Raw genomic sequence first — 26593 nt, 5'->3', positions numbered from 1 at the left:
ATGACTGAGAAACAGACGCGCTCGGAACTGACCCGCGAGCAATTGCACGCCATGGCACGCCGGATCCTGAAGCAGGGAGGCGATACACCCGCGGTAGCCCTTCACGCCACCTTCGGTGGATCCGGCGCGACCGGGTGGAACGACGAGGCGGAACCGTCCGATCCGCCTTCCGCGCCGCCAACGCTGGGCAATGCCGACGCGAACGACGTGTGATCGGACGGGTTTTCCTGCTGAAAACATCCATGACCGGCTTTGCGACCTGCCGCCAGGTCTCGCACCTGTGCCGGCTCTGCCTGATATCCGCTTGAGCGGGGACCGGTTTCGCTTCGCTCGACGGGGTCAATTCAGATGAACATGGCATTGAGGGGGTGGCGGGGCGTTTGTCGTGTCTCCGGTCGCGCCGTGACTACGTCTCGGGCGTCCATGGATCGTGGGTATGAAGACTTCCTGGCCTGTTCCCGCTTGACGGAACCCGCGAACGTCTTTACACCCCAGAAATCAGCAGTCGGGGCATAGCGCAGCCTGGTAGCGCATCTGGTTTGGGACCAGAGGGTCGCAAGTTCGAATCTTGCTGCCCCGACCATTACTCCAGCTTTCAGAAACGCCGGTTTTAGCAGCGATCAGCGTCAGGCAGCGATGGCCGCGCATTTCGTGGCGGCAAGTGTGCACTCTGATCTATGTCTTGAAATTGTTGTGATCAGTCCGGCGCCAAGACGCCCAAAAAGGCTCGACACTGGATCGGGTTACCGGTCGTAGGCCTTCAGGAGAAGGGACATCACGTTCAGGAACTCGTCGCGTTTTTCACGAGACAGGTCATCCGGATCCGAAACGCCGTAGTCGAGGGTCAGAATCATGTCCCACATGGTATCGATATTGGCGGCTTCGATTGCAGCTTTCAGATCGTCAGTGCTTACAGTGATCGGTCGGACATGTTCCGGCACATACGCGTCAAGCGGTTTCAGATGGTCGTGTTGCATATTCTGGTCTTGCTCATTCTCTTCCGTGAAGCTGACCCGTTCCGGGCGCCCGCTCCCTGATCGGTCTGTTCACGCAATGATGCCCGAAAAAACGTGGGCCGATGACTGCTTGTTCACGTAAAGTCAGCTCATAACACGACGGGCGGTCTGCTGTCATGTCACGATAGTGTCACGCAGGCGCCATCGACTGACAGCGTTAACACGGGCTTTCAGCGGAATTTGTTCAACGTTCGATGTGGCCGAAAGGCCGAGAGAGCCAAGATCGGTGTTGACTCTGGTGGCAAAGGCGGGAAAAAGCTCCTGTAAGAGAAATTGACTCTCCGCGATCCGATTTGAGGGCTGTTCACATGGTTGCGCGCATCTATCGTCCGGCAAAGACCGCCATGCAGTCAGGCAAGGCGAAAACCCATCGCTGGATACTGGATTATGAGCCGGAGGCTGCCAAGTCCGTCGAGCCATTGATGGGCTACACGTCTTCTTCAGACATGAAACAGCAGATCCGGCTTTATTTCGAGAGCCAGGAAGACGCGGTGGCCTACGCCCGGCGTCACGGCATTCCGCATCGGGTTGAAAAGGTTCACGAGCGGAAGGTGCGCGGTTCGGCCTATGCGGACAATTTCAAATTCAACCGTGTGGCCCCCTGGACACATTGAACGCGCGTTCCGCGTGCCGGCGCAATCGTCCCGGCATGCCTGTTGATTGCGGATAAGCGGATCGAATGAAGTTTCATTTCAGCGATCAGGACAAGGAACCGGATCCGTTCGGCAAAAACACGGCCCCGTAGCTCAGCTGGATAGAGCGCTCGCCTTCTAAGCGAATGGTCGCAGGTTCGAATCCTGCCGGGGTCGCCATTTTTTCATTTTCAAGAATTTCATTTCTCGCACTGTCGCTTGCCGGTTCCTGGCATGCCGCGAGATCACCGGCTTCAAGTCGTTCGTGTCGACAGGTCCTGGAAAGGGCCAATGCGACCCAGGGTCAGAGCCCGTTCACATGTTGAAATGGTATGAGTCTATCTGGTTGTCTGCCAGCTGCGTTTGAGCGCAAAAATGTCCGGTTTCCAGGCAGGCGCAACACTGCAGGCGGGCAAGTCGGTAATGGGCCGCTGGGATGTGCAAACGGCCACCATGTTCGACATTAAGGTGTTCGACCGGGCAGAAACTTCGGCCGGGCGACATGACTTGACTGAACAGAGCAGCGGTTCCGGTCGTGTGGCGAGGCAAGCCTCGGTCAATGCAAGCCTCAGAAGGGACCGGCCCGGACCTCGCCATCCCGGACCATGCCGGGAGCGAAACAGATCAATTCGCAGGGTCGCAATGGGCGCCTGCTGCAATTGGAAAGGAGAAGCGCCGCCCGGATGTCTTCGGCACGGCGCGATCTCTTGTCGCCAAGTGGCGGCTCAGGCTGATTCGGCTTTTCCGGAATCCATCGTCTTCTGACCCACCATGAGAGGGGTGATCTTGGACTTCAGGATCGTATCGACATCTTCGGACCCGTCCTCAAGGGACTGAAGCGCCATATCGAGGAAATAGGAACAGAACGTGCGACCGTCCTTGTCCGATTCCTTCTTTGTATAGCGGATCATGCGCTTGATCGCTTCGATTGCCGGCTCCTGTTCAATCTCGGTACGGTCCGGTTTGACAACTGTCTTAGACATAGCACTACCCACCAGTATTCGTATTGCCGATTGCAGCAACGCTGCTGTGACCATCCACCAAAATCATGCTGTTGCAGCGTGAAATGAGCGTGATAAGGTGTTGTTGTGTTTCCGGTTGCGCGATATTCGCAGTTGCGCAATCACGGATCCGAAAACCTAGAATTCAAAAACGGGGAATTGATGGCAATCGCGTCCTGCTTCGCATGTCTGGGACGGCCTTTGCTCCTCGATAAGGACCAGGATCCCGTCGCGGTAAAAACCCGCAAGGCGCTGGCGATCATGGGATATCTTGGCCGCATGGGCGGCCTGACGTCGCCAAGGGAAGCGCTGGCCGATCTGCTGTGGAGCAGCACGGACAGACACAAGGCGATGCAGTCGCTGCGTCAGGCCCTTCGCCAGCTCAAGACGGCCGAAGAAACTGCCGGCATCGATGTCGTTCGCTCCTCTCCAGGTCATGTTCAGCTCGATCAGGCCCTCTTCTTTTCCGATCTGACCCGGGTTCTGGAATTGGTGAACCGCGGCAACGCGTCCGACTTCCGCGAGGCGGAAGAGCTGTGGCGCGGCGAATTCATGAGCGGATATGATGACATAGATCCGGAATTCTCCGACTGGCTGACAGTGGAACGGGAACGGGTCCGCTCGGAAGTGGCCAGTGCGGCGTTTCGGCACCTCAACGAGATCTCCGTCGACGACGAAGGCGCGAAGGTGGAGGCCGGCGGACGCTTTCTCCTCAAGATGGATCCGGCGTTCGAGTCGGCGCATCGGGTGTTGATCCGGCTGTATCTCAAACTGGGCCAGCGCGAACGGGCCGAGCAGCAACTGCGGACCTGTGAACGCGAAATGCGGTTGCACCTGGATGCCGAGCCGGAGGAGGAGACCAAAAATCTCCTGCAGCGGGACGACGCCGCTTCAGTCCGCCACGAGGGCCTGCAGGACACCGGGGACGTGAAGCCCATCAGGGGTTTTCTTCCCAACAACGAGGATGTCGTCCGCCTCCCGGAAATATCGATCCTGTCGACGTCGCTGTCAAAAAAAGGCCTGGGCGATGCCGTGCACCTGAGGGAAGAGGTGGTCTCCGGCCTGTCTTCATTCAGGTCGTTTGATCTTTACGAGTCGCAATATTTCGGTGACGAGAATTTTCCGATGGCGACGCTGGTCAAAGGCAACGACCTTGGCAGTTATCTCCTTCGTTTCCGACACGACGAGCGGTCAGGAAAAATTGCCATTCAGTTCGAGGACCGTGGCAGCGGACAGATTGTCTTCAACGAGATCGTGGATCCTGCGATTTGGGATGGAATTACCAAGTCTGCGAGCCAGATCGTCAGCCGCGTGCATTCGTTTGCAACAAATCGTCTTCGGCATCCAGCGAATACAGCCGTATTCGCGCGTTGGTGCCAGGCCGAAGCCCTCCTGTGGGATTTCACGCCTCAGTCAGATGAAAAGGCCATGCATCTGCTGAATGAGCTTGAGCGGACGCACAGCAGTTTCTCGATGACATATGCAGGAAAAGCGTCGATCATCATGAAACAGGAGCTTCATTTTCCTCTTCACAACAGAACGACGTCGGATGGAATCAATGGCCTGCTCAATGTCGCCGAGCGCGCAATTGTCCTGGATCCCTGGCAAGCGGTGAATCAGCGCGTGTACGGGTGGGCACTGATCTTGTCCAACATGCCGGAAGAGGCCAGGCGCGCATTCCACAATGCCGGACGTCTGAGTTCCGCCGATCCGGCGAACCTGATGTCTGTTGCGGAAGGGCTGGCGTTTTCCGGAGATGTGGATGAAGCAAGAGTGACCGCGGAGCGAGCCTTCAATCTGTTCTCGTTCGTGCCACGCGTTTTTTATGAGTATATGGCAAATATCTTTTTCGCGGCAGACGACTATGAAAACGCAATTCGACAAATTGAACGCGGTGCTGGGCTGAGCATAGGCGGACTGACGACACGCGTCGCCTCTCTCGTTTGCGCAGGCAAGCATGACGACGCCATTTCAATACTGACGACCTTTGCCGATCGCCGCGGCGAATTGTTGAAAACCTCACCTGAACTGGCTCAGGATCCGGTGAGCTGGAGACGCAGAGTTAACTTTTTCCAGGACGAGAACGTCAGGGAAAACTATGACAAGGGCGCCGCAATGGTGCAAAAATTCCTGTTCGAGTGATCCCTGTCTGCACCTATTGAACCAGACTGGCGATCCCTGTCAGATAATCGGCATCTTCCTGATTGAGTTTTTCCTTGTTCAGCCTGTAGGGCAGAGAGACAACTTTCTCGCCTGGGGTCTGCTCAACGACGGAAAAACGGAGCAATTCGGTGGTCTGGCCGGGCAAGCCGATGTCCGACAACAGTTTTTTCGGATCGGCCTTGAGTGCTTCCGACAAGGCCGGGTCCGTGGCCGCTTTCGCGAGCAGCTCTCCCAGAGCCTTCACGTTTCGATTGTAGTAGGGAAATCTTGCCATCTTGCACGCTCTGGGTACTCCCGCCCGAACCATGAGCGGTTCGGGCGGAGTTTAAGGGCTTCAGTTGATCCGGACCGATTATTCCGGCAGATCTTCGTAGAAGCAGCTGCCGAGTGCCAGCATTCCGAGCTCTTCGAAGTAGGTCTCGTCATTCGCGGCAACGCGTGCTGCATCGACTTCGGCCGGGATGACCAGGTGGACCGTGTCGGCGGTGTCGGCCAGGATCGTCAGATTGCTCTGTACGCCGATTTCTGCCAGAACTTCAGTCGGGTTCTCGATCAACTGATCGCGGGCAGCGGCATCCTGGATGATTGCGCCAAGTTTTGCTCCGATTTCGAGTTCGGTTTTCGATGTGTTGATGGCGTTCATGATAAGCCTCCTGAAGTTGTTGTTGAAAGAATGTCTGCAAGGAACTTGGATGGTCACCGGGCAATTCTGAATTTAGCGAAGCGTTAGTAAAAAATTATCTTCACTAGTCTATAGTTGCTTTATGACTGCTTCGAAGCAGAATGTAGAATGAATTGGCGTCTACTCACAATAGTAGTTCCGACAATCTGCGATGGATGCAATTGCTGGGTGAGTAACGGCGCCTGGTCGCTGCTGTGGAAGGGGTTTCAATGATGCGGGTCGGGAACAAGGGGCAGGCTGTGCCCGGCTCGGAAAACGCGCTCGAGGGGCTTGCCGAAGGCGTGATTGCGGACCTTGTCCGTGTCGGTCTGGTGACCGCCGGCGCGGGCGCTTCCCGGCTGGAGACATTCAAGTACGAGGAAGCCTTGAACCTGTTTTCACCGCTCCTGACGCATTTCGACGTCAGGCTCAGGCCGATGTCGCGGCCTGGCTGCCCGGTCTGGTTCTGCACGGGCATCCTGAAAATGAGTGAGTCAACGGCGGCAGCCCGGGGGGCTATGGTCCGGGGAATTCCTGCGGGCGGGCAGGGAATGCGGAGAGCAAATGCAGCCATAAGTTGTCTTGGCGAGATGGCGGAACGTGTAAGCCTTTGTAGTCTGGGTCCCGAAGATCCGCGGACGGTTTCCAGATGGGTGGAGCAACCGGAAGTGGATTTGGCCGGTCTTCTGGGATTGAGCGCGACGCAAGAGAAGGCTGCTGCCTGCGGCGCGAGTGTGCCTGCCAGGGAGGGGCCGGTTTCGGATCCCGGGTCGTCGGCATCCTCCGCCGGGTACGTCCCCTTGCGCAGTCTGATCACCGGTCAGGTCTCACAGTTGCCAAGTTTCGGTGTTCTGTTTCAGGGTGCTGAGCAGACCGTTGGCCCGTTATCCGGGCTCGCATCCAGTACCGGCTGCGCGGTCTGGTCGTCCCTGGAAGGCGCGCGGGAGCGTGCGTTGCTTGAGCTTGCGGAGCGGGATGCGGTGGCTCAGATGTGGTACAACCGCCTGGGGATAAACCGGATCGTCAAGACCTATCTTCAAAAATTACTGCCGAGTGAACTTTATATTTTTCTGAATGAGCAGTCGCGTGGTTGGGGTGTCTATGTGCTCGAAACCGATCTGGCGGTTCAGGTTGCAATGGCGGTGTCCTTTGATCCCGGTGGACGTGGATGTGCCTTTGGATCTTCCGCGGGCTGGGATCTTCCCTCGGCTTGCACGAGTGCAATTGAAGAGATGCTGCAGTCGGAAAATTCACTTGCCCTGATGGACAGGGCCTACCCCGACAAGGAGACGGCTACAGATGGCAGGAGCCAGGAACCGCGCCAGCTGGCCTATGCGCGCCACAGTTCGATTCTTGACGACCTGCCTTTGAAGACAGCGCCGACAGCGCGCGACAGTTTTCTGACGGATACATACAGTTACGCGGATCTCCTGCAGAGTTGTGCCGATGCGCATATCGAAATCTGGGAATTCGACGCCACGCGCCCGGACCTGGGCATCCCTTGCATCAAGCTGCTCTCACCGGACTTGTGCACCTGGGAGCCCCGGTTCGGGCGGCGGCGGCTGTTCCAGGGGGTGGTCGATCGCGGACTGCGCGCCAGCCCCGCATCGGAACAGGACTTCGCCGCGCGTCCGTTTCCGTTCTAGGGCCAGCGGACAATCAGGTTTGGGTCGCGTCTCGACCGGCCCCTGAGTGTTTCCAATCTCTGGCACCCCTGACTGCAGGCGGCCAGATAGGCGGGCAGACAGCGCGTCAGCACATTGGAATTCCGTACCAGACACTTCCCGGACATGGTGGTTTGACAGCCGGAAAATGGCCAGTTAAAAAACATGACTCCTGAATTCAAGTTTTAGATGCAGGGCGTCCGGATGACGACTGGGTCATCCAATCTCTGGAAGAAACTTCTGGCGGGGACGTACCCCGCCATTTTTTTCCGATTGGCGTCTTCAGCGAAGACGTGGACGTCCGTCTGCGTGGGGCCGGGCCAGCGTCATGACCCAGAAATTCCGCCACTTTCCGGTATTGCGGTTGGTCCGGGCGATGCCCACCCGGGTCACATGCGGATTGAGCAGGTTCTTGTTGTGCCCCTCGGACCCGCGCCAGCCGGCGAAGGCCGCCGCGAGATCCGCGTATCCGGCCCCGAGGTTTTCCGCGGCCGCGGAGTTGGCGTAGCCTGCCTTGTCGAGACGTTGGGAAAGCCCGAATGCGCTGTGCGCCCAGGTCTCCATGCTGTCACGCTCGGCAATGTGCCGCGCCATCTTCTGGGACACCGCATCCAGTTCGCTGTCGTGGCGAAGCGCCGGGAGGCCATGTCTCTCGCGGTCGTTGTTGATCATCGACAGCATCTGCGCCTTGTCGACCGGCTGGTCGGTCAGAACGGTTCTGTCCTCGAGTTCGCCGCCGCCGGGCACGACACTGCATGCAGACACGGCCACGCCGATCAGAAACAGCGCAATCGCGGCGCGTCTGCCGTGTAAACCGGTGGCCGGCTTCATCAGGTTTCGTCTCCCGGCCAGACGACGCCTTCGTCGGAGAAGAAATTGTAGGGTCCGGGGAAATCTTCCACATAAGTCATATGGGTCACCACGCCTGTCCGGTCCGAATGGTGGTGCAGAAAATAGGCTGCCGGCTCAAAGTTGAACATGGCCGGCCCGTCTTCCGTCAGATCAAGCGCGACCTGGTGCCCGGTGCTGGGGGCCAGCGTCATGATCCGGCCGGCAAAGGCGGCGATGATCGGCCTGTGCAGATGTCCGCACAAAAATCTTTCGACATGGGCATGCGGGGAGACGACGTCCGCAAGTGCCTCGGCATCGGTGAGGCCTATGGCGTCCATGTGCTGGATACCCGAGAGCGCGGGAGGGTGGTGCAGGGCGATCAGGGTGGGGCGCCGGTCCTCCCGCAGTTTTCCGTCAAGCCAGGCAAGTTGCGCCTGTCCGAGTTCCCCGCAAGGACTGCCGGGCAAGTGCGTGTCGAGCGCGATCAGGCGCACGGTGCCAATGTTCACCGCATAGCAGATCTTGCCGTCCGCGGTCTCCGTCAGGCCCGGAAAACCCGCCATCTCGCGGCGCATGTCGGCTGTCCCGTCGTGATTGCCGGGAAGAAGGTAGACCGGCATGTCCAGTCGGGACAGAAGGCGTCTGGCAACCGCGTATTCCCGCGGGTCGCTGCGGTCGGTAAGGTCGCCGGTGATGACGAGGGCGTCCGGAACCGTTTCAAGAGACCTCAGCGACCGGATGGCCCGCTCCGCAAGCATGTTCGTGTCTGAAACGCGATAGCAGGCGAGCCCTCTCGGGCGCAAATGCAGGTCCGTCATATGCGCGATCAATGTCATTGATAATCCACGAGTCCCGACTGATGATTCAATGCCCCGGACGATAGCCCAGCAAGGCGACAGGGCAAGCACTTGTTTCCCTTTTTGAAAAGCTCATGTAGGAGAAACCTTCAGGGAACGGGGCAGGCGGTCCAATCCTTCCCGGATGTAGTCACTGAACGCGAGAATCGATGGTGGACAAGAACGACGGCGAGAAACACCCGGCAACGGACCGGACGGCTGGGAAACAGGACGGAGGGACCACGCCGGTGCCGCCCGATCCTGAGCCGGTGGTCGAACGACCGCGCAAGCCGGTCTGGCTGCACATTTTCGGTCACGATATAACCGCACCGTTTCTGCTGCTCCTGCTGTCGCTGGTCCTGTTCGCGCCCGGTCAATGGACCGTGCCGCCGCTGGACCGCGATGAGCCCCGTTTCACCCAAGCCACCAAGCAGATGCTGGAAACGGGCGACTACGTCGACATCCGTTTCCAGGAACAGGCCCGGCACAAGAAACCTGTGGGCATATACTGGCTGCAGGCCGCCGCTGCGAAACTCACCGGGACAGGCGCGGAAGCGCCGCTTTGGGTATACCGCCTGCCGTCCATCATTGGTGCGACGCTGAGCGTGCTGGCATCGTTCTGGCTGGCGCGTGCATTCATGGGCCCGGCGGGGGCCCTGCTTGTCGGCGGGTTCGTCGCTTTGGCGATCATAGTCGGCGTCGAGGCGCGCCTGGCAAAGACCGATGCTGTTCTGCTTGCGTCAATCATCGTCGCGCAAGCCGCACTGGCGCGGATCTGGCTGAAAGCTTCCGACAGACGCATGTGGGCAACGGGATTCGTCTTCTGGACGGCGCTGGCCGCCAGTGTCCTGATCAAGGGGCCGGTCGGACCGATGGTGGTCGGGCTCACGGTCGTCGGTCTGTTTGCCCTGACGCGCAAGTTTTCCTGGTTCAGGGCCGCGTCGCCCCTGCTCGGCTTCGCCTGGTTCCTGATCATCATCTCGCCGTGGTTCGTCGCGATCTGGATCGCGACCGACGGCACCTTCTTCACCGAGGCGATCGGAAGGGACCTGTTCGGCAAGGTTGGTCAGGGTCAGGAAGGCCACGGCGCGCCGCCGCTCACGCATCTGGGGGCGATGCTCGGGGTTTTCTGGCCGCTGCCGTCGTTCTTTCTGATCGCGCTGCCGCTGATCTGGCGCGAGCGCAAAAGCCCGCTTGTCGTTTTTTCTGCCGCCTGGTTCTTTCCGAGCTGGATCGTTTTTGAACTCGTGGCGACCAAACTGCCCCATTACACCATGCCGGTGCTGCCTGCGCTGGCGCTGCCGGTTGCCGCGGCGATGATCGAGGGAGCGGGCACGGGCACAAGGGCCACCTTGCGCTGGATCGCTGCCATCTTGCTGGCGCTGCCCGCCCTGGGTCTGGCGGTCGCCACTTTCGGGGGACCGTTTGCCCTGCAGACCTGGCCATCGCCTCCGGGTGTCGTCATCGTCTCTCTTGCCGGCGTTCTCGCGATCGCCGCTGCCGGGCGTCTTTTGCGCGGGCCTGCGCTTTATGCAATGCCCGCCGTGACCCTGTCGGCAATCTGTCTTGCCATTGGTATCTGGGGATTTGTCGGCCCCGCGCTCACGCCTGTGTGGGTGAGCCCGCGCCTGGTCGCGGCCCTTGACGAAATTCCGGGCTGTGCGGACCAGGGGTCCCGGCAGGTGGTCACGGCAGGTTTCCATGAGCCGAGTTTCATTTTCCTGGAAGGCACCGACACGCGCATCATATCACCGAAGGGCGCGGCCGAATTCCTGAGCGAGCCGGCCGGCGCGGACCCAGCAACCTGCCGGATCGCCGCGATAGAAAGCCGGGAAGAAGCGGCGTTTTTAGCGGCCGCGAAGGAAATTGGTCTTGTGCCGGAGGCGCGAAAAAGGGTAGAGGGCCTCAATATAAACGGCGGCGACAAGGTCGATATCGCGCTATATCAGAAAGCAAGTCCGCTTACGGGTACACAAGACCACCATGCAGAGCAGCAGTAAATATGTCTGGCATATTCTGGCGCGCATGCGCGGGAACATGCGGCGCGCTGCCATTTTGTTTTCCGGGCGCAGGGAGCGGGCACGGCAGAACCGGGACACCCTGCCACCGGGACAGAGGCCGCAGGATATCCTCGCCGTCCTCCTGCTGACCGTCGGGATCGCGGTGGTCGCGTTCGATGTGCCGACCTATCCCTGGCTGCGGTCGCTTCCGGGTGAATACCGGTCGGCTTTCCGGACATTCACCGATTTCGGCAAGGCGGACTGGATCCTGATCTCCAGCGGTGTCACCTGTCTGGGCCTGCTGGCGCTGGACGCGGGCCGCTACACATTCAGGCTGCGCATGGCCATCGGCGCGCTGTTCACCTACGCGGCTTTCATTTTCTACTCGGTCGCGGCAACGGGTCTCCTGGCTATCGCGTTCAAATGGTCGCTCGGTCGGGCCCGTCCGAAGCTCTATGAAGAAGTCGGACCCGTCCGGTTCGATTTCCTGGCCTTCGACGGCACCTACACCAGTTTTCCGTCCGGCCACTCGACCACGGTCGCCGCGCTTGCAACCGCGCTGGCTTTCATCTTTCCCGCTTACCGCTGGCTGATCGTTGTCGGAGCCTTCTGGCTGGCTTTCAGCCGGGTCATGGTCGGTGCGCATTATCCAAGCGATGTCATTGCAGGCACGCTGCTCGGCATGACCTTCACGTTTTTCACGGTCCGGGCCATGGCCCGGCGCCGGATCGGCTTTCACCTGTCTGCCACCGGCAAGATCGAACCCAATTTGAACCGGCGCTCGGCGATGGCCTGTCTGCGTGCGGCCTGGCAGGTGAGCCGCGGACAGCGCGGCGCCGACCGGGTCGTGATGGACGCCAACAGCGCTGATGTCGCAGAACGGACGGACCCATGACACAAAGCTTTCTGGAAGGGCTGGCTGCCGGCAGCGGCAGCCTTGCCGTCACGGTTGTCGTCCCGGCGAAGGACGAGGCGGAAAATCTGCCGATCCTTCTGGACGAGATCGAGGAGGCCCTGACAGGCCGGCGTTTCGAGGTGATCGTGGTCGATGACGGCTCCACCGACGGGACCGACATCGTGCTGCAGGACTATGCGGCGACCCACGACTGGCTGCGGCCTATCCGGCACGAAGGATCCTGCGGTCAGAGCTGTGCCGTGCGCACCGGGCTGCAGAATGCGCGCGGGGATGTCGTTGCCACGATCGATGGTGACGGGGAAAACAATCCGGCCTATATCCCGGATCTGCTCGATGCCCTGGAGGCCGCGGGACCAGCGGTTGCCCTGGCCGCCGGGCAGCGCCTCGGGCGCAAGGCAAGCCTGGCCAAACGCTATGCCTCGAAGGCCGCCAACAAGTTGCGGGGCGCTCTCCTGAGGGACCGGACCCGGGACAGCGGCTGCGGCCTGAAGGCTCTGCGCCGCGAGGTCTTCCTTCAGTTGCCGTATTTCGACAGCTGGCACCGGTTTCTTCCGGCCCTGGTGATCCGGGAGGGCTACGGCGTGACCCATATCGACGTCCAGGACCGCCAGCGCCGCCACGGCACGTCCAAATACGGCATCTTCGATCGTGCGCTGATCGGAATTCTGGATCTGTTCGGAGTTTGGTGGTTGCGCCGCCGCCGCAAGAAAACTCCGCAGGTCCGACCGCTCACCTGACTGTTCCTGCGGAACGAGACCGAATAACGGGGCTTACCGCCCGACGAAACTGACTGGATCCGCCTCATGGACGCACTTCTGAACTGGTTTCACGCCGTCTTTGTCGAGCAATTCGATTTCTGGATCATTCTGGGGTTCGTTGCCCAGTTCTTCTTCATGATGCGCTTCATGATCCAGTGGATCGCCTCCGAACGGGTCGGCCGTTCCATCGTTCCGGTCGCTTTCTGGTTCTTCTCCATCGGCGGCGGTTCGCTGCTCCTGATCTACGCTGTTCAGCGCCAGGATCCGGTCTTCATTGCCGGGCAGGGACTCGGCCTCCTGATCTATTTCCGGAACATCTGGCTGATCTTCAAGGAAAAGCGGAACGACCCGACCATCTGACCGGGCCGCTCCCAGGGGCCTCCTCAGCCGAACGCTTTCGTCAGGGCCTGGTCGAGATCGCCGATCAGGTCTTCGGGATCTTCCAGGCCGATATGAAGCCGCACGGATTGCCGGTCGGGATCGAACGGGGACGCCGTGCGCATGCCTTTCAGGCGAACGGGTATGGCCAGGCTTTCAAAGCCGCCCCAGGAATAACCCAGCCCGAACAGATTAAGCGCATCGAGAAAGGCGAAGGCCTGGTCTCGGGCGGTGCCGTTGGCGAAATCAAACGCACACAGGCCGGAACTCCCGGAAAAATCGCGCTTCCAGAGGGCGTGGCCAGGGTCTGTTTCAAGGGCCGGATACCGGATCGCACTGACTTGAGGCAGGTCCTTGAGCCAGTCGAGAACGCTCAGCGTGTTGCGCTGATGGCGCTCGAGCCGGACCGAGAGGGTTCTGAGGCCGCGCAGAGCCAGATAGATGTCATCTGGAGCGACATGACAGCCCATGGCGCCGTAGAAGCTGTCGAGCCCTTTCCAGGCCCGTTCGCTGGCCGCGACCGTTCCAAGCATGACGTCCGAATGCCCGACGATGTATTTGGTGCCGGCCTGAATTGAGAGATCAACGCCGAGGGACAGTGGCTGGCAATAAAGCGGACTTGCCCATGTATTGTCCATCAGCACCATGGCATCGATGTCATGGGCGGCAGCGGCGATGGCCGGAACGTCCTGCATTTCGAACGTGAGCGAACCGGGTGCTTCGGTGAAGACCGCGGTGGTTTCGGGCCTGAACAGCGCCTTGATACCGGCGCCCAGGCCGGGGTCGTAATACTCCACACTTACGCCGAGACCGGGAAGGACCGTGTCGGCGAAGTGCCTGGTCGGTCCATAGGACGTGTCGGCGACAAGAAAGTGATCACCCGATTTGACACAGGACAAAACCGCGAGCGCAATCGCGTTGAGGCCGGAATTCGCGATTTTGACACCGGCCGCGCCCTCGATTTCCATCAAGGCGCCTTCCAGGGCGTCGGTTGTCGGGTTGCCGCGCCGTGCATAGGTATATTGCTGGCCGGCCGTCAGCATCGTCTGCACATCGGGAAAAAGCACGGTGGAGGCGTGCACGACGGGTGGATTGACAAAGCCATGAAAGGCGAGGGGATCGCGACCCGCATGGGCCAGGATCGTGTCTAGACTCTTTTTCGACAGGGAGGAATCCTTGCTCATTTTGTCCTTCTTGAGTGTCCGGGCATTTCCGGCTCTTCTTTAATGTTTGAATTCAATGCATTAGATCACGATATCGGATTGTCGGTTTTCTTCAACCCATGTGGTCGCTTTGTGATTTTGGCGGCGTTCGAAACGGCTCGATGCAACGATCGCGGGACGGGCCGGAGACCAGGTTGCGCCTGCGAAGACCTCGCGTGAAGGGCGAAGGCTGAAGACTGTCTGGCATCGGTAAGCTGTGAGGAAGGTTTCGCGCGTTGCCGCCTGCTGTGAATGCACCGATGGGTACGCAGTTGCGATCCGGAATCTCGATCTGATCGAGAATTAGTCAGCATGTGTCGCAATTCTGGACATGTTCGCTATTTGTGCATCAATCAGGGCGGCAATTGGCGAGCGGCTCAGGAATTTTGGCGCGATAGACGCAGCAAGTACTTGACCCGCACAGTCAAATGCCATCGTATGGGTGGGCAGGGTTGGGACGATCGACATCTGGAGGAAACAGCTTTCAAGGCTGGGAACTGTCCGGAAACGAGATGGGGAAGATGTCTTTCGAACAGACCCGGCAATAAGAAGTATGGGTAACAAATAAAGGCTGCATATCCATGTCGAAAAAAATCCTTCCGCTCGTAATCGGCGCTGCTATGGGAGTCGCCGCGACGACGGCTGCCGGTGCAACGACGCTGGAAGACGTCAAGGCCAAAGGCTTCGTTCAGTGTGGCGTGAGCCAGGGTCTGCCGGGCTTTTCCAATCCGGATGCCCAGGGAAATTGGACCGGTCTCGACGTTGACCTCTGTCGTGCGATGGCGTCTGCCGTGTTCGGCGACGCGAATGCCGTCAAATTCACGCCGCTGTCCGCCAAGGAGCGTTTCACCGCGCTGCAATCCGGCGAAGTCGACGTTCTGTCCCGCAACACCACCTGGACCATGTCCCGCGACACTCAGCTGGGCCTGAATTTTGCCGGTGTGAACTACTATGACGGTCAGGGCTTCATGGTCCGCAAGGACCTGGGCGTGAATTCCGCTCTGGAACTTTCCGGCGCCTCCGTCTGCACGAACACCGGTACCACAACCGAGCTGAACGTCGCTGACTACTTCCGTGCGAACAACATGCCGTACGAAATCGTCGCTTTCGAAAAAGCCGACGAAGTCGTCGCGGCCTATGATGCCGGCCGGTGCGATGTCTACACGACGGATGCCTCCGGCCTGTACGCGCAGCGCCTGAAGCTGACCAACCCGGGCGACCACAAGGTTCTGCCGGAAATCATCTCCAAGGAGCCGCTTGGACCGGTTGTTCGCCAGGGCGACGACGAATGGTTCAACATTGCCAAGTGGACCCTCAACGCGATGCTCAACGCTGAGGAACTCGGCGTGTCTTCCGAAAATGTTGACGACATGAAGTCTTCCGACAATCCGTCCATCAAGCGCCTTCTGGGCGTTGAAGGCGCATTCGGTGAAGCCATCGGTCTGTCCAACGACTGGGCTTACAGCATCGTCAAGAACGTCGGCAACTACGAAGAGTCCTTCAATGCCAACGTTGGTCCGGACACTCCGCTCGGCATTTCCCGCGGCGTGAATGCGCTGTGGAGCAACGGCGGCTTCATGTACGCTCCGCCGGTACGCTGATCCTCTTGCGATATTGAGGATTGCAGGGGTTCCGGCGGGTGACTGCCGGAACCCTCAATAAATTCCACGCATAATAATCGGACGGACAGTCCGCAAGCGCGTGGGGGAACAGACTGCGTCCGCCGACAGGGGCGTGCCGGTGACGGCACGATGGGGATGCAGGACAGACATGATCGGGACACGGCGTGAAGCCGGTCTTCTTCATGGCAACTTGGGCGAGGTTCTATGTCAGTAATGGAGCAGGACTCGGCGGGGGCGCCGGCGCGTGCTTCGCTGTTGAACGATCCCAAAGCCCGCGGGCTGTTTTATCAGGTCATCCTGATCGCCGCGCTGGTGTTCTTTGGGTATTTCATCGTTTCGAACACGATCAACAACCTTGAACGACAGAGCATTGCCTCGGGTTGGGGCTTTCTTGGAAATACAGCAGGATTTGGCACCAACCAGTCGTTGGTGGAATATGCTGAAAATTCGACTTACGGCCGGGCGATATTCGTCGGCTTCCTGAACACCCTTCTGGTGGCCGGGGTCGGTATCTTTTTTGCGACGATTATCGGTTTCGTGGTCGGCGTTGCGCGGCTCTCGAACAACTGGGTCGTCAATCGCATCGCCTACTGCTACGTGGAACTTGTCCGCAACGTTCCACTGCTGCTGCAGATCTTCTTCTGGTACTTCGCGGTCCTGCGGTCCATTCCCGGCAAGCGGGACAAATGGTCCCTGTTCGACACGGTCCACCTGAATATTGGTGGATTGCGGTTGCCGAAACCGATCTGGGAACCCGGTTCCCAATGGATCGGCTACGCGTTGATCCTCGGAATTGTGCTTACGATCGCGGTCTCCCGCTGGGCGCACAAGCGCCAGGACGCCACCGGCCAGCAGTTTCCCACGTTCTGGACCGCTCTGGGCCTGATCATCGGCCTTCCGGTGATCACCTATCTCGTCACCGGAATGCCCGTTGCCATCGAGCATCCGAACTTTGTCGAAACCGGTCCGATCCTGCGCCAGGGTTTCGAGTTGAACGTCGGCATCAATGTGATCCCCGAATTTCTGGCGCTGACGGCGGCTTTGTCGATCTATACGGCCTCGTTCATTGCCGAGATCGTGCGGGCGGGCATTCAGGCTGTCAGCCACGGTCAGACGGAAGCCGCGCACGCGCTCGGCCTTCGGAGTGGCCCGACGCTTCGCCTGGTTGTCATTCCGCAGGCAATGCGTGTGATCATTCCGCCGCTGACGAGTCAGTATCTGAACCTCACCAAGAACTCGTCCCTTGCGGTTGCCATCGCCTATCCGGATCTTGTGTCCATGGGAGGTACCGTCCTGAACCAGACCGGTCAGGCAATCGAGATCATCGGCATCTGGATGGCGGTCTACCTGTCGCTCAGTCTGCTGACGTCGGCCTTCATGAACTGGTACAACCAGCGCATGGCGCTCGTGGAACGGTAAGGAGCGCACATCATGAACAAAACTGAAATGTTCCAGATCAGGACCGAGGAGGCGCCGCTCTTGCCGGCGCCGGTCTCGACCACCGGTGTGATCGGCTGGATGCGGCAGAACCTGTTTTCCTCCATCGGCAACACCGTCCTGACAGTCATCGGGATCCTGATCGCCTATTTGCTGATAGCGCCCTTCATTCAGTTCGCGTTTGTCGACGCGGTCTGGTCAGGGGAGAACCGGGAAGCGTGCCTGGCGAAGGATGGCGGTCACAGCGGTGCCTGCTGGGCTTATGTGAAGGCCTATTTCCCGCAATTCATCTACGGGCGGTATCCCACGGAGGAGGTCTGGCGGGTCAACATCGTCTATTTCCTGTTCGCTGTGCTGCTGGTCCCGCTTGCCATTCCGAATGTCCCGTTCAAGAAGATCAACGCGATCCTCTTTCTGGGCGTGTTCCCGTTTGTGGCGCTGATCCTGTTGACCGGCGGCGATTTCGAGATCGGTTTCTGGACATGGCTCGTGATTGCTCTGATTGCTCTGGTTGGCGTAGCTGCTGCACTGCTGCTGATGCTGATCGGCGGACGCAGCTTCAATGATACGGTGCCGGTCCTGACCGCGTTTGTCGGCTCGGCAGCGGTCCTGGCCATCATCTTCCTCGCCGCATCGATTGATTTCGGCCTTGTCGAAGTGGAGACCGCCCAATGGGGGGGGCTTCTGGTGACACTGGTGATTGCGGTGACGGGCATCGTTGCGTCACTGCCGCTCGGGATTGCACTCGCACTCGGGCGTCGGTCGAAAATGCCGATCATCAAGATGGTCTCGATCATCTTCATCGAGTTCTGGCGCGGTGTGCCGCTGATCACCGTGCTGTTCATGTCCTCGGTGATGCTGCCGCTGTTCCTGCCGGAGGGCGTGACTTTCGACAAGCTGCTGCGCGTCTTGATCGGGGTGACCCTGTTCTCCGCAGCCTATATGGCGGAAGTGGTGCGCGGGGGCCTGCAGGCCATCCCGAAGGGGCAGTATGAAGGGGCCATGGCACTTGGACTGCGGTTCTGGCCGATGATGTATCTCATTGTCCTGCCGCAGGCGCTCAAGCTGGTGATCCCGGGCATCGTCAACACCTTCATCGGTCTGTTCAAGGACACGACCCTGGTCCTGATCGTCGGCATGTTCGACCTTCTTGGCCAGATCCAGTCGTCCTTCACCGATCCGACCTGGTCGACGCCCAGCACCGGCCACACCGGTTATCTGTTCGCGGCGATGGTGTTCTTCGTCTTCTGTTTCGGCATGTCGCGCTACTCCATCTTCATGGAGAACAAGCTGCATACCGGACACAAACGCTAGACAACTTGCATCCGGGGCGCGCGAACCAGCGCTGCGCCCCGGCCCGAGACACTCTTGGAGTAGAATTCATGACAGCAAACGCAGTACGTGACGAGGAACTCGCAGCCGACCGTTCGAAAATGACGGTTTCCGATACGGATGTGGCCATTGAAATCAACAACATGAACAAGTGGTATGGTGACTTTCATGTTCTTCGCGACATCAACCTCAAGGTGATGCGCGGCGAACGGATCGTTATCTGCGGCCCCTCCGGGTCGGGCAAATCGACCATGATCCGCTGCATAAACCGGCTGGAAGAGCATCAGGCCGGCCAGATCATGGTGGACGGCATCGAGCTGACGGACGATCTGAAGAAGATCGACGAGATCCGCCGGGAAGTCGGCATGTGCTTTCAGCACTTCAACCTGTTCCCGCATCTGACGATCCTGGAAAACTGCACGCTGGCGCCGATCTGGGTGCGCAAGATGCCGAAAAAGGAAGCCGAGGATATTGCGATGCATTACCTGGAGCGGGTCAAGATCCCGGAACAGGCGCTGAAATATCCGGGGCAGCTTTCCGGTGGCCAGCAGCAGCGTGTCGCGATCGCACGGTCCTTGTGCATGAGCCCGAAGATCATGCTGTTCGACGAGCCGACCTCGGCACTTGATCCGGAAATGATCAAGGAAGTTCTGGACGTCATGGTCGGCCTTGCGGAAGAGGGCATGACCATGCTTTGCGTGACTCACGAGATGGGTTTTGCACGCAAGGTCGCGAACCGCGTGATTTTCATGGACGCCGGCCAGATTGTCGAGCAGAACGAGCCGGAAGAGTTCTTCACCAACCCGCAACACGAGCGGACCAAACTCTTCCTCAGCCAGATCCTGCATCACTGAACCGGACTGGATACAGTGACCGTTGTTGTCAGAAAGGTCTTTCTTGGACTTGCCCTGGCAGCAGTGGTCCTTGTCGTCGCAATGGTCCTTGGAACGGTGGTTCCAAGGGCCATTGCTATTCCGGACGCCGGAGCCGGGCCGATGTTTCGGGCGGAGGCTCCGCGACGGCGTATTCTCGTTCTTGCCAATGCCATCCACACTGGCATCGCGGTGCCTGCCGATCCGGATGTTCTGGAGGCTTTCGCATTCGTTTCAGGTGAAGGCCTGCCACTCGATTACCCCGGTGTTTCCTGGATTGTCTTCGGTTGGGGCGGACGGTCCTTCTACTTGGAAACCCCGACCTGGGCAGACCTCAAGCCGGGTCCGGTGATCGATGCGCTGACATGGGATCGTTCGGTGATGCACGTCCGGCGGTCGGGAGATATCCCGGTCTCGCTTTCGAACGTCCGCGCTGTGAACCTGGCGCCGCCGGACTTTGGCAGGCTGCTGTCAGCGATCAGATCAAGTTTCCAGCCAGGTAACGCCGGTATCCCGCGCCGGATAAACGGCGCGGCCTATGGGGATCATGATCTCTTCTTTCCCGCCAATGGCGGGTTCAATGCCATGGCCGGCTGCAATACGTGGACGGCGCATATGTTGCGGATTGCCGGTCTGACCACCGGAGCCTGGACGCCGTTGCCATTCAGTCTTGTCTGGTCTCTGGATCTGCACGCGGCGCCCTGATGCTGGTTGCGCGCGCGTCCGGAATGCGGCGGTCAAACGGACGGTCAGGCCGGGCCGGTGACGACCTCCGTGTCGTCGCGGCTTCCCCATTCGGCCCAGGAGCCGTCGTAAAGGGCAAGGTCCCGGACGCCGAGAGCCGTCAGGCCGAGCGTCAGTATCGCCGCGGTGACACCGGAGCCGCAGGTGGTGGTGACCGGTCTGTCAAGGTCCAGCCCTGCGTCCCGGAAGGCAGCGGCGAGGTCCTCTTTTTGCAAAAAGGTGCCATCTTCGCCGAGCAGTTTCGTGAATGGCAGATTGCGCGCCGTTGGCATGTGACCGCTTTGAAGCCCGGCCCTCGGTTCCGGCGCGTCGCCGGTGAACCGTGCCACGGACCGCGCATCCAGAATTTGACGCGCTCCGGAGGAGGCAGATTCGCGGACATCTGCAAGATCGGCCACGGCGCCGTGGTTGAGACGGGACGAGAAATGACTCTGGACCCTGCGGGGCGTGTCGTCGTCAAACGGCCTGCCTTCCGCCCGCCATTTGGGGAAGCCGCCGTCGAGCACATAGACACGTTCCGCGCCCATGGTGCGCAGCGTCCACCAGACCCGCGGAGCGGAATAGAAACCGAAATCGTCGTAGACCACGAGGGTCTGACCATCGCCGATACCGAGTTTGCGCATGGCGGAGGAGAACACATGCGGCGCGGGAAGCATGTGCGGCAGGTCGGAGCCCTTGTCGCAAATCTCGTTGACGTTGAAGAATACCGAGCCCGGAATATGGGCTTCCGGATAGACCGGAGGGGCGTCTGGATGGGTCACCGGTGGCATCCAGGCATTGATGACCACCAGATCGGGAGACGACAGATGATCGGCCAGCCATTGGGTCGACACGAGCGGGTGGTCGGTCATGCTGTTTCCTTAAGTCTCGTAAAGGCCCTTGGACCTGTGCCAGTCTTCGATCGACAGGTCCGGATATTCCTGGAAATGAACGTGACCGGGTCCCTCCGGTACGTCGATCCAGTCAGGTTTGAAAGCCAGCATGATATGGACCGTCTCCGGCGGTCTTGGCAAGGGGGTGTCGAGCGATCCGGCATGCGGGTGGACAAGATCCGGCCAACGCGGGTCCCAAACCCACAGATGAGATCCGCAGGTTCTGCAGAAATGGCGTTCAGCCGGGCTGGGCGTGCCGTCGATGACCGCGTTGTAGATCCCCTTGGCCTGCGCTCCCTGAACTTTCAAACTACCCGCTTCCGCCATCAGATTGATTGCATGGCCCGAGCTGCCACCGACCTTCCTGCAGATCGAGCAGTAACAGCGCATGTACGGATACGGTGTTTTGCTCTCCATCTCAAAAGTCACCGCACCGCAATGACAGCTTCCTGAAAGTTTCATGGCAGGCCTCTCCAATAGCGGCGTCAGTCCGTCAGGCGAATGCGAACGCGTCTGTTCTGTTTGCCCTTCTTCTCGATTTTTCCCAGGGCAAGCGCGCCGATCTCCGACGTTCGCGTGACATGGGTCCCCCCACACGGCTGCAGGTCGATGTCGCCGCCGATTCTCACCAGACGCACACGACCCGATCCGCGTGGCGGCTGCACCGACATGGTCTTGACGAGGCCTGGATTGGCATCGAGTTCGGCGTCGGTGATCCATTCCGTGGTGATTTCGTGGTCGCCGGAGGCAAGCTGATTGAGGCTTTCCAGAAGGCTGTCCTTGTCGATGGTCTCGTCGCCCATGTCGAAATCAAGCCGGCCTTCCGGATCGCCGATCTGGCCGCCTGTGACGGGAAAGGGCAGGGCGACCGACAGGAGATGCAGGGCCGTGTGCATCCGCATCAGCCGGTAGCGGCGGGCCCAGTCCAGATGGATGGTGACACGGGTGCCTGCCTCCGGCGCGGGCTGGTCGACGGCCGGCACGTGGACAATCGTTGTTCTGTCGTCGTCATAGACGGTTGTCGCGATTTCAGTTTTCCTACCGTCGTCAAGTTCGAGCACGCCGCTGTCGCCGGGCTGTCCGCCACCCGTGGCATAGAAAACGGTCCTGTCCAGCACGATGCCGCCGCGGCTGTTGATACCCGTTACCTCGGCTTCACAGCTACGAAGATAGGCGTCATCGCGAAACAGTGGCGTGGTCATTGGGTCGTCTCCGGTGATTTCCTGTCCGAAAGTGAGCGGTGATGCCCGGTCCGTGCAAGTCCAATTCGTCGCCGGTCAAGGTGCAGGCGTGCGCAGAGGGGCCGTCTCAGCTGTTGGCCCTGGCCACCAGAAGTTTCAGGGCAAAGGCTCCCATGATCCCTGCGAAGGCCCAGTCGAACAGGCGCATGACCCTGGGCGATGTCTTCAGGAAACGAGCGAAAGCGTTGGCGCCAAAAACCATCAGGACGCAGACGGGAACGCCCAGAAACACGAAATAGAACCCCAGGAACATCAGTTTCCCGACCGCGTCGGGGTCATCGACACGCACGAACTGCGGCAGGAACGTCACGAAAAAGAGCACGATCTTCGGGTTGAGAATGTTGACGCCAAGAGCCTCCAGCCAGACCCGGCCGAGCGATTGTTGCCGCGTTGCGACGGTCTTGATCGAGACTTTCGATCCGTATCGTATGGTCTGATAGGCAAGCCAGATCAGATAACCCGCACCGATAATCTTGAGCAGCAGGAAAGCGAATGCCGACGCGGACAGGAGCGCGGAGACCCCCAGAGCGGCCAGAACCGTGTGAATGACGAGACCGACTGCTGCGCCAAGCACCGCCGTGAAACCGGCGGCGCGCCCGTGTGTCAGGGTCTTTGACATGAAAAGCGTCATGTCCGGTCCCGGCGTGATTGCCAGAACGAGGGCTGCGACGGTGAAGGCGGCAAGTGTTGCGGTATCAGGCAGGAAGGTCATGTTGCACCAGTCTGACAAGTCGAATTCAGGTGAATTTTGGCGAATTTAGAAGATCATTTGCCCCGGGGCCAGCGTCCATGCCGGGGTGCGGGATTTTAGTGTCCAGGCCGTCACAGGATCGGCGACAGCAGCCGCGCGCCCTGGGCTAGCACCCGGAAGACATAACTGCGGGACTGGAAGGCGTCCGGCCAGGTCAGCTTGGCGTTCTGGAAGTCGGTGGTGAGCATGGTTTCCACGTTCGCGATCATGCGTTGATGGGTAAACCAGAGTGTCAGTTCGAAATTGATCTGGAAAGATCTGTTGTCGAAATTCACCGTGCCTATGGAGACCAGGTCGTCGTCCATCAGCGTGACCTTCTGATGCAGGAACCCGTCCGTGTACCGGTAGACTTTCACCCCGCGTTGCACCAGCGTGTCTTCATAGGCATGACTGGCAAGCCAGACGGTCCAGTGGTCCCGTTTTTCCGGCAGCAGCACTCGAACATCGACGCCGCGCATCGCCGCCGCGCACAGCGCCGTCTGGACGTCGAGGGACGGGACCAGATAGGGCGTGGTGATCCACAACCGCGTGCTGGCGCGGGCAGCAGCTTCCACGAAGGCAATGGCGCATTCTTCCAGTTCGTCGGCGGGACCCGTTGGCATCACCAGGATCGGTTCGTCGCCGGGCATCGGTATGTCCGCGACCTGCGGCACGGCGATCTGTTCGCCGCTGGCCCATAGCCAATCCTCGACAAAGGAGAGCGCGCATGCGACCGCGGCGGGGCCCTGCACCCGCACATGCGTGTCCCGCCAGTGGCCGAACCACGCGTTCCGGCCGACATACTGATCGGCGACATTGTGACCACCGACAAAGGCTTCCGTGAAGTCGGTCACAACCAGTTTGCGGTGATTGCGGTAGTTGAGCCGCATCGGCCCGAGCAGCTTCAGGAACCTGTGTTTTTCGTTGAACCCGCAAACAGAGACGCCGGCATGTTTCAAACGGTTGATGAAAGCCCGGGGCAGGGCATGGCTGCCGACATCGTCATATAGGAAATAGACTTTCACACCTTCTTTTGCCCGTGCGATCAGGGCGTCGGCCATGTCGCGGCCCAGTTCATCGTCGTGGACGGTAAAGAACTGGAAGAAGATGACGGACTGCGCACGTGCGATGGCGTCCTTTATCGATCTGAAGGTGGCGTCACCGTCCACAAGGAGTTCCGCCGTGTTGCCCGCCAGAAACGGCATTCCGGCGACACGGGTCAGAACCGGCCAGTCCCTGGTCTCCTCGTGATCCGTCAGGCCGAGTTCATCCGCGCGCCGGGCCCGTTCAGCCCGTCCGAGGGTCGCCTGAATTTTCGCGTAGTCGGAAAACGAACGCCAGCCGAACACGAAATACAGCGGCACGGTCAGATAGGGCAGGAAGAACAGGGACAGAAGCCAGGCAACGGACCCCTGTGATGTCCTGGAATTCATCACTTCGCGGACAGCGCAAACGGCCGCCACGACGTACATGGCCGCGACGAAGGCCGCGACCAGGCCGAGATTGTTGGCCATCGTGTCGAGAAAACCGATGTCCGCCACGGCATCGCTGATCAACGCCTCGGCGTCAGCGCCGTCGCCGGCTGGCAATGCATCTTGCGGCTCCATGAGGCGTCAGATCCCTGTCATGGCGGTCAGACGATGGGGGCGTTGATGGCAACGTCCCGTTCCAGCCAGGCCGGTACCGGCAGGTTTTTTGAGCGCATGAAGTCCGGATTGTAGATCTTGGACTGGGAGCGGGTTCCGTGATCGCACAGGATCGTCACGATGGTCTTGCCAGGGCCGAGTTCACGCGCGAGCCGCCGGGCACCGGCAAGATTGATCGCCGTCGACCCGCCGAGGAGCAGCCCCTCGTTTTCCGCCAGATCGAAGACCAGCGGCAGGGCTTCCTCGTCGGCGATCGTGTAGGCGTGGTCGATTTTCAGGTCTTCGACAATCGGCGTGCTGCGTCCGAGACCGATGCCTTCCGACACCGACCCGCCTTCGGAAGCCACCGCCTGTCCGGTCGTGAACAGCGACTGCATCGCCGCGCCCCGCGGGTCGGCGCAGCCGATCACCACGCCAGGCTTCCGTTCCTGAAGAAAGGTCGAGACGCCCGCCAGCGTTCCACCGGAGCCGACCGCACAGATGAAACCGTCGATCTTGCCGTCGGTCTGCGCCAGGATTTCAGGGCCGGTGGTGAGATAATGCGCCTTGCGGTTGTCGAGATTGTTCCACTGATCGGCGAAGATCACGCCATTGGGTTCCGTCCTGGACAGTTGCTCGGCAAGGCGGCGCGCGACATGCTGATAGTTGTTCGGGTCCTTGAACGGTTTGGCCGGGACCTCCACCAGTTCCGCGCCGCACAGGCGGAGCATTTCCTTCTTTTCCTGGCTCTGGGATTCGGGAATGACGATGACCGTTCTGTAACCGCGCGCGCTGGCCACCAGGGCCAGACCGATTCCCGTGTTGCCGGCCGTGCCCTCGACGATGACGCCGCCCGGTTTCAGGTCTCCACGCGCTTCCGCTTCCAGAATCATCTGACGGGCAGGTCGGTCCTTCACCGATTGTCCGGGATTCATGAACTCGGCCTTGCCGAGTATTTCACACCCTGTTTCCTCGGACAGTGCTCTCAGGCGGATGAGCGGCGTGTTCCCGATTGCATCGACAACAGAAGCGGACACAGACATTTCCTTAAATCCCGATTGATCTGACCTGTTTCTTTTGACCGGTCAGAGAATTCTGATGAGCACCGGACGCTAATGGTCAGCGGCATCTTGATCAAGGACGCAATGTAAGGCGCCCGATCCGCAATGCCAGCACCGGCGGCTTCGCCGGGATGGACTTTTTACGCGGACACTTGAAGACAGTGCGCAGATTGTTATTTTGCGGCTCAGACGAAAATTCATTTTCGGACTTTTATGGTGTAGAGAATGATCCGATCATCGTTGCCCCGCGTAAGGCGTGAGGAACAACAGTGAATGTCGGAAATTTATGAGAGCCGCAATGGAAAAAGACGTTACCGGTATGGACGAAATGCTGGCCGGATATGCCGCCGGTACGCTGTCCTACCCGGCGCAAGCGCTCGTCGGTGCGCATCTTGAGCTGAGTGACCGGAACCGGGGGTATGTATCCTCTCTGGAAACCCTTGCCGGTGCCGGGCTCGAAGATGTCGATCCTGTGGCGATGTCCGATCGCGACGCCCTCCTGTCCGCGATCTTCAGTGCGCCGCCGGTGGACGTCAACGACAATGATCCGGCGATCGACGCGTCCGGGCCTGAGACTGAGCCCAGTGCTGAAACCGCTTCCGTGCCGGCCTCGCTTCGCGCCATCGTCGGGGGCACCATCGACAGCTTGCCGTGGAAGACGCTTCTGCCGGGCGTGAAGGAGTGCAAGTTCGGCGAGATCGACGGCTGCAACAGCAGTCTCCTGTGGGTGCGCGCGGGCCGCGCGATGCCCTCGCACACCCATCACGGGACCGAGTTGACCCTGGTGCTCCAGGGCGGCTTCAGCGATCAGGACGGTCACTACGCGACCGGAGACGTTGCCTATGCGGACGGCGACATCGACCACAAGCCGCTCGCCGACAAGGGCGAGGACTGCATCTGTTTTGCGGTTACCGCGGGCCGGCTGGAGCTGACAGGTCCGGTGGGCCGCTGGTTCGCGCCTTTCATGAAATAAAACCGATCCGGTCCCGGTCCGGTCTG

Annotated in this window: 27 protein-coding genes and 2 tRNA genes; 16 read left to right on the top strand and 13 right to left on the bottom strand. The window is 60.0% G+C overall.

Annotated features, from left to right (window positions below):
- Window positions 1–213, top strand: coding sequence for a hypothetical protein (locus tag AC0VX3_RS16300; RefSeq protein ID WP_475521388.1), 213 nt, complete (start codon window positions 1–3; stop codon window positions 211–213).
- Between the two features lie 293 nt (window positions 214–506).
- Window positions 507–583 (top strand) — tRNA-Pro (locus AC0VX3_RS16295).
- 160 nt (window positions 584–743) lie between these two features.
- On the opposite strand, the gene AC0VX3_RS16290 is transcribed toward AC0VX3_RS16295, so the two are convergent.
- Window positions 744–977 (bottom strand): hypothetical protein, encoded by a 234-nt coding sequence (locus tag AC0VX3_RS16290; protein ID WP_475521387.1) that lies wholly within the window; start codon window positions 975–977, stop codon window positions 744–746.
- A gap of 347 nt (window positions 978–1324) precedes the next feature.
- Here AC0VX3_RS16290 and AC0VX3_RS16285 point away from each other — a divergent pair, with 347 nt between their 5' ends.
- Both AC0VX3_RS16285 and AC0VX3_RS16280 read left to right on the top strand, forming a co-directional pair.
- Window positions 1325–1630 carry an ETC complex I subunit gene (locus tag AC0VX3_RS16285; RefSeq protein ID WP_342894936.1) on the top strand — a complete coding sequence of 102 codons (306 nt, stop codon included), beginning with the start codon at window positions 1325–1327 and terminating at the stop codon, window positions 1628–1630.
- Window positions 1631–1751: 121 nt separating this feature from the next.
- Window positions 1752–1828 (top strand) — tRNA-Arg (locus AC0VX3_RS16280).
- Between the two features lie 545 nt (window positions 1829–2373).
- Here AC0VX3_RS16280 and AC0VX3_RS16275 read toward each other — a convergent pair.
- Window positions 2374–2631, bottom strand: a complete 258-nt coding sequence (locus AC0VX3_RS16275) for a hypothetical protein (protein WP_342894935.1) — start codon at window positions 2629–2631, stop codon at window positions 2374–2376.
- 180 nt (window positions 2632–2811) lie between these two features.
- Here AC0VX3_RS16275 and AC0VX3_RS16270 point away from each other — a divergent pair, with 180 nt between their 5' ends.
- Window positions 2812–4791, top strand: a complete 1980-nt coding sequence (locus AC0VX3_RS16270; protein WP_475521386.1) for a BTAD domain-containing putative transcriptional regulator — start codon at window positions 2812–2814, stop codon at window positions 4789–4791.
- 13 nt (window positions 4792–4804) lie between these two features.
- Here AC0VX3_RS16270 and AC0VX3_RS16265 read toward each other — a convergent pair whose 3' ends face one another.
- Both AC0VX3_RS16265 and AC0VX3_RS16260 read right to left on the bottom strand, forming a co-directional pair.
- Complete coding sequence (locus AC0VX3_RS16265) at window positions 4805–5086, bottom strand: hypothetical protein (RefSeq protein WP_475521385.1); 282 nt, start codon at window positions 5084–5086, stop codon at window positions 4805–4807.
- Between the two features lie 78 nt (window positions 5087–5164).
- The gene (locus tag AC0VX3_RS16260; protein WP_475521384.1) at window positions 5165–5455 is read right to left on the bottom strand and encodes a hypothetical protein; all 291 of its coding nucleotides are present in this window, start codon (window positions 5453–5455) and stop codon (window positions 5165–5167) included.
- Between the two features lie 248 nt (window positions 5456–5703).
- Between AC0VX3_RS16260 and AC0VX3_RS16255 the strand changes: the two genes are divergently transcribed.
- Window positions 5704–7119: a YcaO-like family protein gene (locus tag AC0VX3_RS16255; RefSeq protein ID WP_475521383.1), complete on the top strand. Its 1416-nt coding sequence runs from the start codon at window positions 5704–5706 to the stop codon at window positions 7117–7119.
- 300 nt (window positions 7120–7419) lie between these two features.
- Here AC0VX3_RS16255 and AC0VX3_RS16250 read toward each other — a convergent pair whose 3' ends face one another.
- Together AC0VX3_RS16250 and AC0VX3_RS16245 are read right to left on the bottom strand one after the other, a co-directional pair.
- Window positions 7420–7968 (bottom strand): CAP domain-containing protein, encoded by a 549-nt coding sequence (locus AC0VX3_RS16250; RefSeq protein ID WP_475521382.1) that lies wholly within the window; start codon window positions 7966–7968, stop codon window positions 7420–7422.
- Entirely contained in the window at window positions 7968–8804 is an 837-nt protein-coding gene (locus AC0VX3_RS16245; protein ID WP_475521381.1) for a phosphodiesterase, read from the bottom strand. The genes AC0VX3_RS16250 and AC0VX3_RS16245 overlap by 1 nt, the downstream gene beginning before the upstream one ends.
- 170 nt (window positions 8805–8974) lie before the next feature.
- Between AC0VX3_RS16245 and AC0VX3_RS16240 the strand changes: the two genes are divergently transcribed.
- The 4 genes from AC0VX3_RS16240 to AC0VX3_RS16225 all read left to right on the top strand — a co-directional run bounded on the left by AC0VX3_RS16240 (window position 8975) and on the right by AC0VX3_RS16225 (window position 12838).
- On the top strand, window positions 8975–10804 hold the full coding sequence (locus AC0VX3_RS16240; RefSeq protein WP_475521380.1) for an ArnT family glycosyltransferase: 1830 nt from the start codon (window positions 8975–8977) through the stop codon (window positions 10802–10804).
- On the top strand, window positions 10788–11699 hold the full coding sequence (locus AC0VX3_RS16235; protein ID WP_475521379.1) for a phosphatase PAP2 family protein: 912 nt from the start codon (window positions 10788–10790) through the stop codon (window positions 11697–11699). The genes AC0VX3_RS16240 and AC0VX3_RS16235 overlap by 17 nt, the downstream gene beginning before the upstream one ends.
- Window positions 11696–12457 carry a glycosyltransferase family 2 protein gene (locus tag AC0VX3_RS16230; protein WP_475521378.1) on the top strand — a complete coding sequence of 254 codons (762 nt, stop codon included), beginning with the start codon at window positions 11696–11698 and terminating at the stop codon, window positions 12455–12457. The genes AC0VX3_RS16235 and AC0VX3_RS16230 overlap by 4 nt, the downstream gene beginning before the upstream one ends.
- Window positions 12458–12523: 66 nt before the next feature.
- Window positions 12524–12838, top strand: coding sequence for a lipid-A-disaccharide synthase N-terminal domain-containing protein (locus tag AC0VX3_RS16225; protein ID WP_342894925.1), 315 nt, complete (start codon window positions 12524–12526; stop codon window positions 12836–12838).
- Between the two features lie 23 nt (window positions 12839–12861).
- Here the strand turns inward: AC0VX3_RS16225 and metC are convergent, their stop codons facing one another.
- The gene (gene metC / locus AC0VX3_RS16220) at window positions 12862–14040 is read right to left on the bottom strand and encodes a cystathionine beta-lyase (RefSeq protein WP_475521377.1); all 1179 of its coding nucleotides are present in this window, start codon (window positions 14038–14040) and stop codon (window positions 12862–12864) included.
- A gap of 599 nt (window positions 14041–14639) precedes the next feature.
- On the opposite strand from metC, the gene AC0VX3_RS16215 reads away from it, so the two are divergent.
- From AC0VX3_RS16215 to AC0VX3_RS16195, 5 genes are all read left to right on the top strand, one after another.
- On the top strand, window positions 14640–15659 hold the full coding sequence (locus AC0VX3_RS16215) for an amino acid ABC transporter substrate-binding protein (protein WP_475521376.1): 1020 nt from the start codon (window positions 14640–14642) through the stop codon (window positions 15657–15659).
- 234 nt (window positions 15660–15893) lie between these two features.
- Entirely contained in the window at window positions 15894–17099 is a 1206-nt protein-coding gene (locus tag AC0VX3_RS16210; RefSeq protein WP_475525193.1) for an amino acid ABC transporter permease, read from the top strand.
- 12 nt (window positions 17100–17111) lie between these two features.
- Window positions 17112–18431: an amino acid ABC transporter permease gene (locus AC0VX3_RS16205; RefSeq protein WP_475521375.1), complete on the top strand. Its 1320-nt coding sequence runs from the start codon at window positions 17112–17114 to the stop codon at window positions 18429–18431.
- 68 nt (window positions 18432–18499) lie between these two features.
- A complete protein-coding gene (locus AC0VX3_RS16200) occupies window positions 18500–19303 on the top strand; it encodes an amino acid ABC transporter ATP-binding protein (protein ID WP_342894920.1) in 804 nt (267 codons plus the stop codon).
- A 15-nt stretch (window positions 19304–19318) separates the two neighbouring features.
- Window positions 19319–20026: a TIGR02117 family protein gene (locus tag AC0VX3_RS16195; protein WP_475521374.1), complete on the top strand. Its 708-nt coding sequence runs from the start codon at window positions 19319–19321 to the stop codon at window positions 20024–20026.
- Window positions 20027–20070: 44 nt separating this feature from the next.
- Here AC0VX3_RS16195 and sseA read toward each other — a convergent pair whose 3' ends face one another.
- From sseA to AC0VX3_RS16165, 6 genes are all read right to left on the bottom strand, one after another.
- On the bottom strand, window positions 20071–20916 hold the full coding sequence (gene sseA, locus AC0VX3_RS16190) for a 3-mercaptopyruvate sulfurtransferase (RefSeq protein ID WP_475521373.1): 846 nt from the start codon (window positions 20914–20916) through the stop codon (window positions 20071–20073).
- 9 nt (window positions 20917–20925) lie between these two features.
- Window positions 20926–21354 carry a GFA family protein gene (locus tag AC0VX3_RS16185; RefSeq protein ID WP_475521372.1) on the bottom strand — a complete coding sequence of 143 codons (429 nt, stop codon included), beginning with the start codon at window positions 21352–21354 and terminating at the stop codon, window positions 20926–20928.
- A gap of 68 nt (window positions 21355–21422) precedes the next feature.
- Complete coding sequence (locus tag AC0VX3_RS16180; protein WP_475521371.1) at window positions 21423–22139, bottom strand: alanyl-tRNA editing protein; 717 nt, start codon at window positions 22137–22139, stop codon at window positions 21423–21425.
- A gap of 106 nt (window positions 22140–22245) precedes the next feature.
- On the bottom strand, window positions 22246–22890 hold the full coding sequence (locus tag AC0VX3_RS16175; RefSeq protein ID WP_475521370.1) for a LysE family translocator: 645 nt from the start codon (window positions 22888–22890) through the stop codon (window positions 22246–22248).
- 110 nt (window positions 22891–23000) lie between these two features.
- Window positions 23001–24515, bottom strand: coding sequence for a cardiolipin synthase (gene cls, locus AC0VX3_RS16170; protein ID WP_475521369.1), 1515 nt, complete (start codon window positions 24513–24515; stop codon window positions 23001–23003).
- A 26-nt stretch (window positions 24516–24541) separates the two neighbouring features.
- The gene (locus AC0VX3_RS16165) at window positions 24542–25576 is read right to left on the bottom strand and encodes a cysteine synthase A (protein ID WP_475521368.1); all 1035 of its coding nucleotides are present in this window, start codon (window positions 25574–25576) and stop codon (window positions 24542–24544) included.
- Between the two features lie 316 nt (window positions 25577–25892).
- On the opposite strand from AC0VX3_RS16165, the gene AC0VX3_RS16160 reads away from it, so the two are divergent.
- Window positions 25893–26567, top strand: a complete 675-nt coding sequence (locus AC0VX3_RS16160) for a ChrR family anti-sigma-E factor (protein ID WP_475521367.1) — start codon at window positions 25893–25895, stop codon at window positions 26565–26567.
- The last annotated feature ends 26 nt before the right edge of the window (window positions 26568–26593 follow it).

It is taken from the genome of Roseibium sp. QJM3NY_11 (assembly GCF_056173175.1).
The sequence above is the reverse complement of the archived record's forward strand: the minus strand, read 5'-3'. Positions and strand labels throughout refer to the sequence as shown.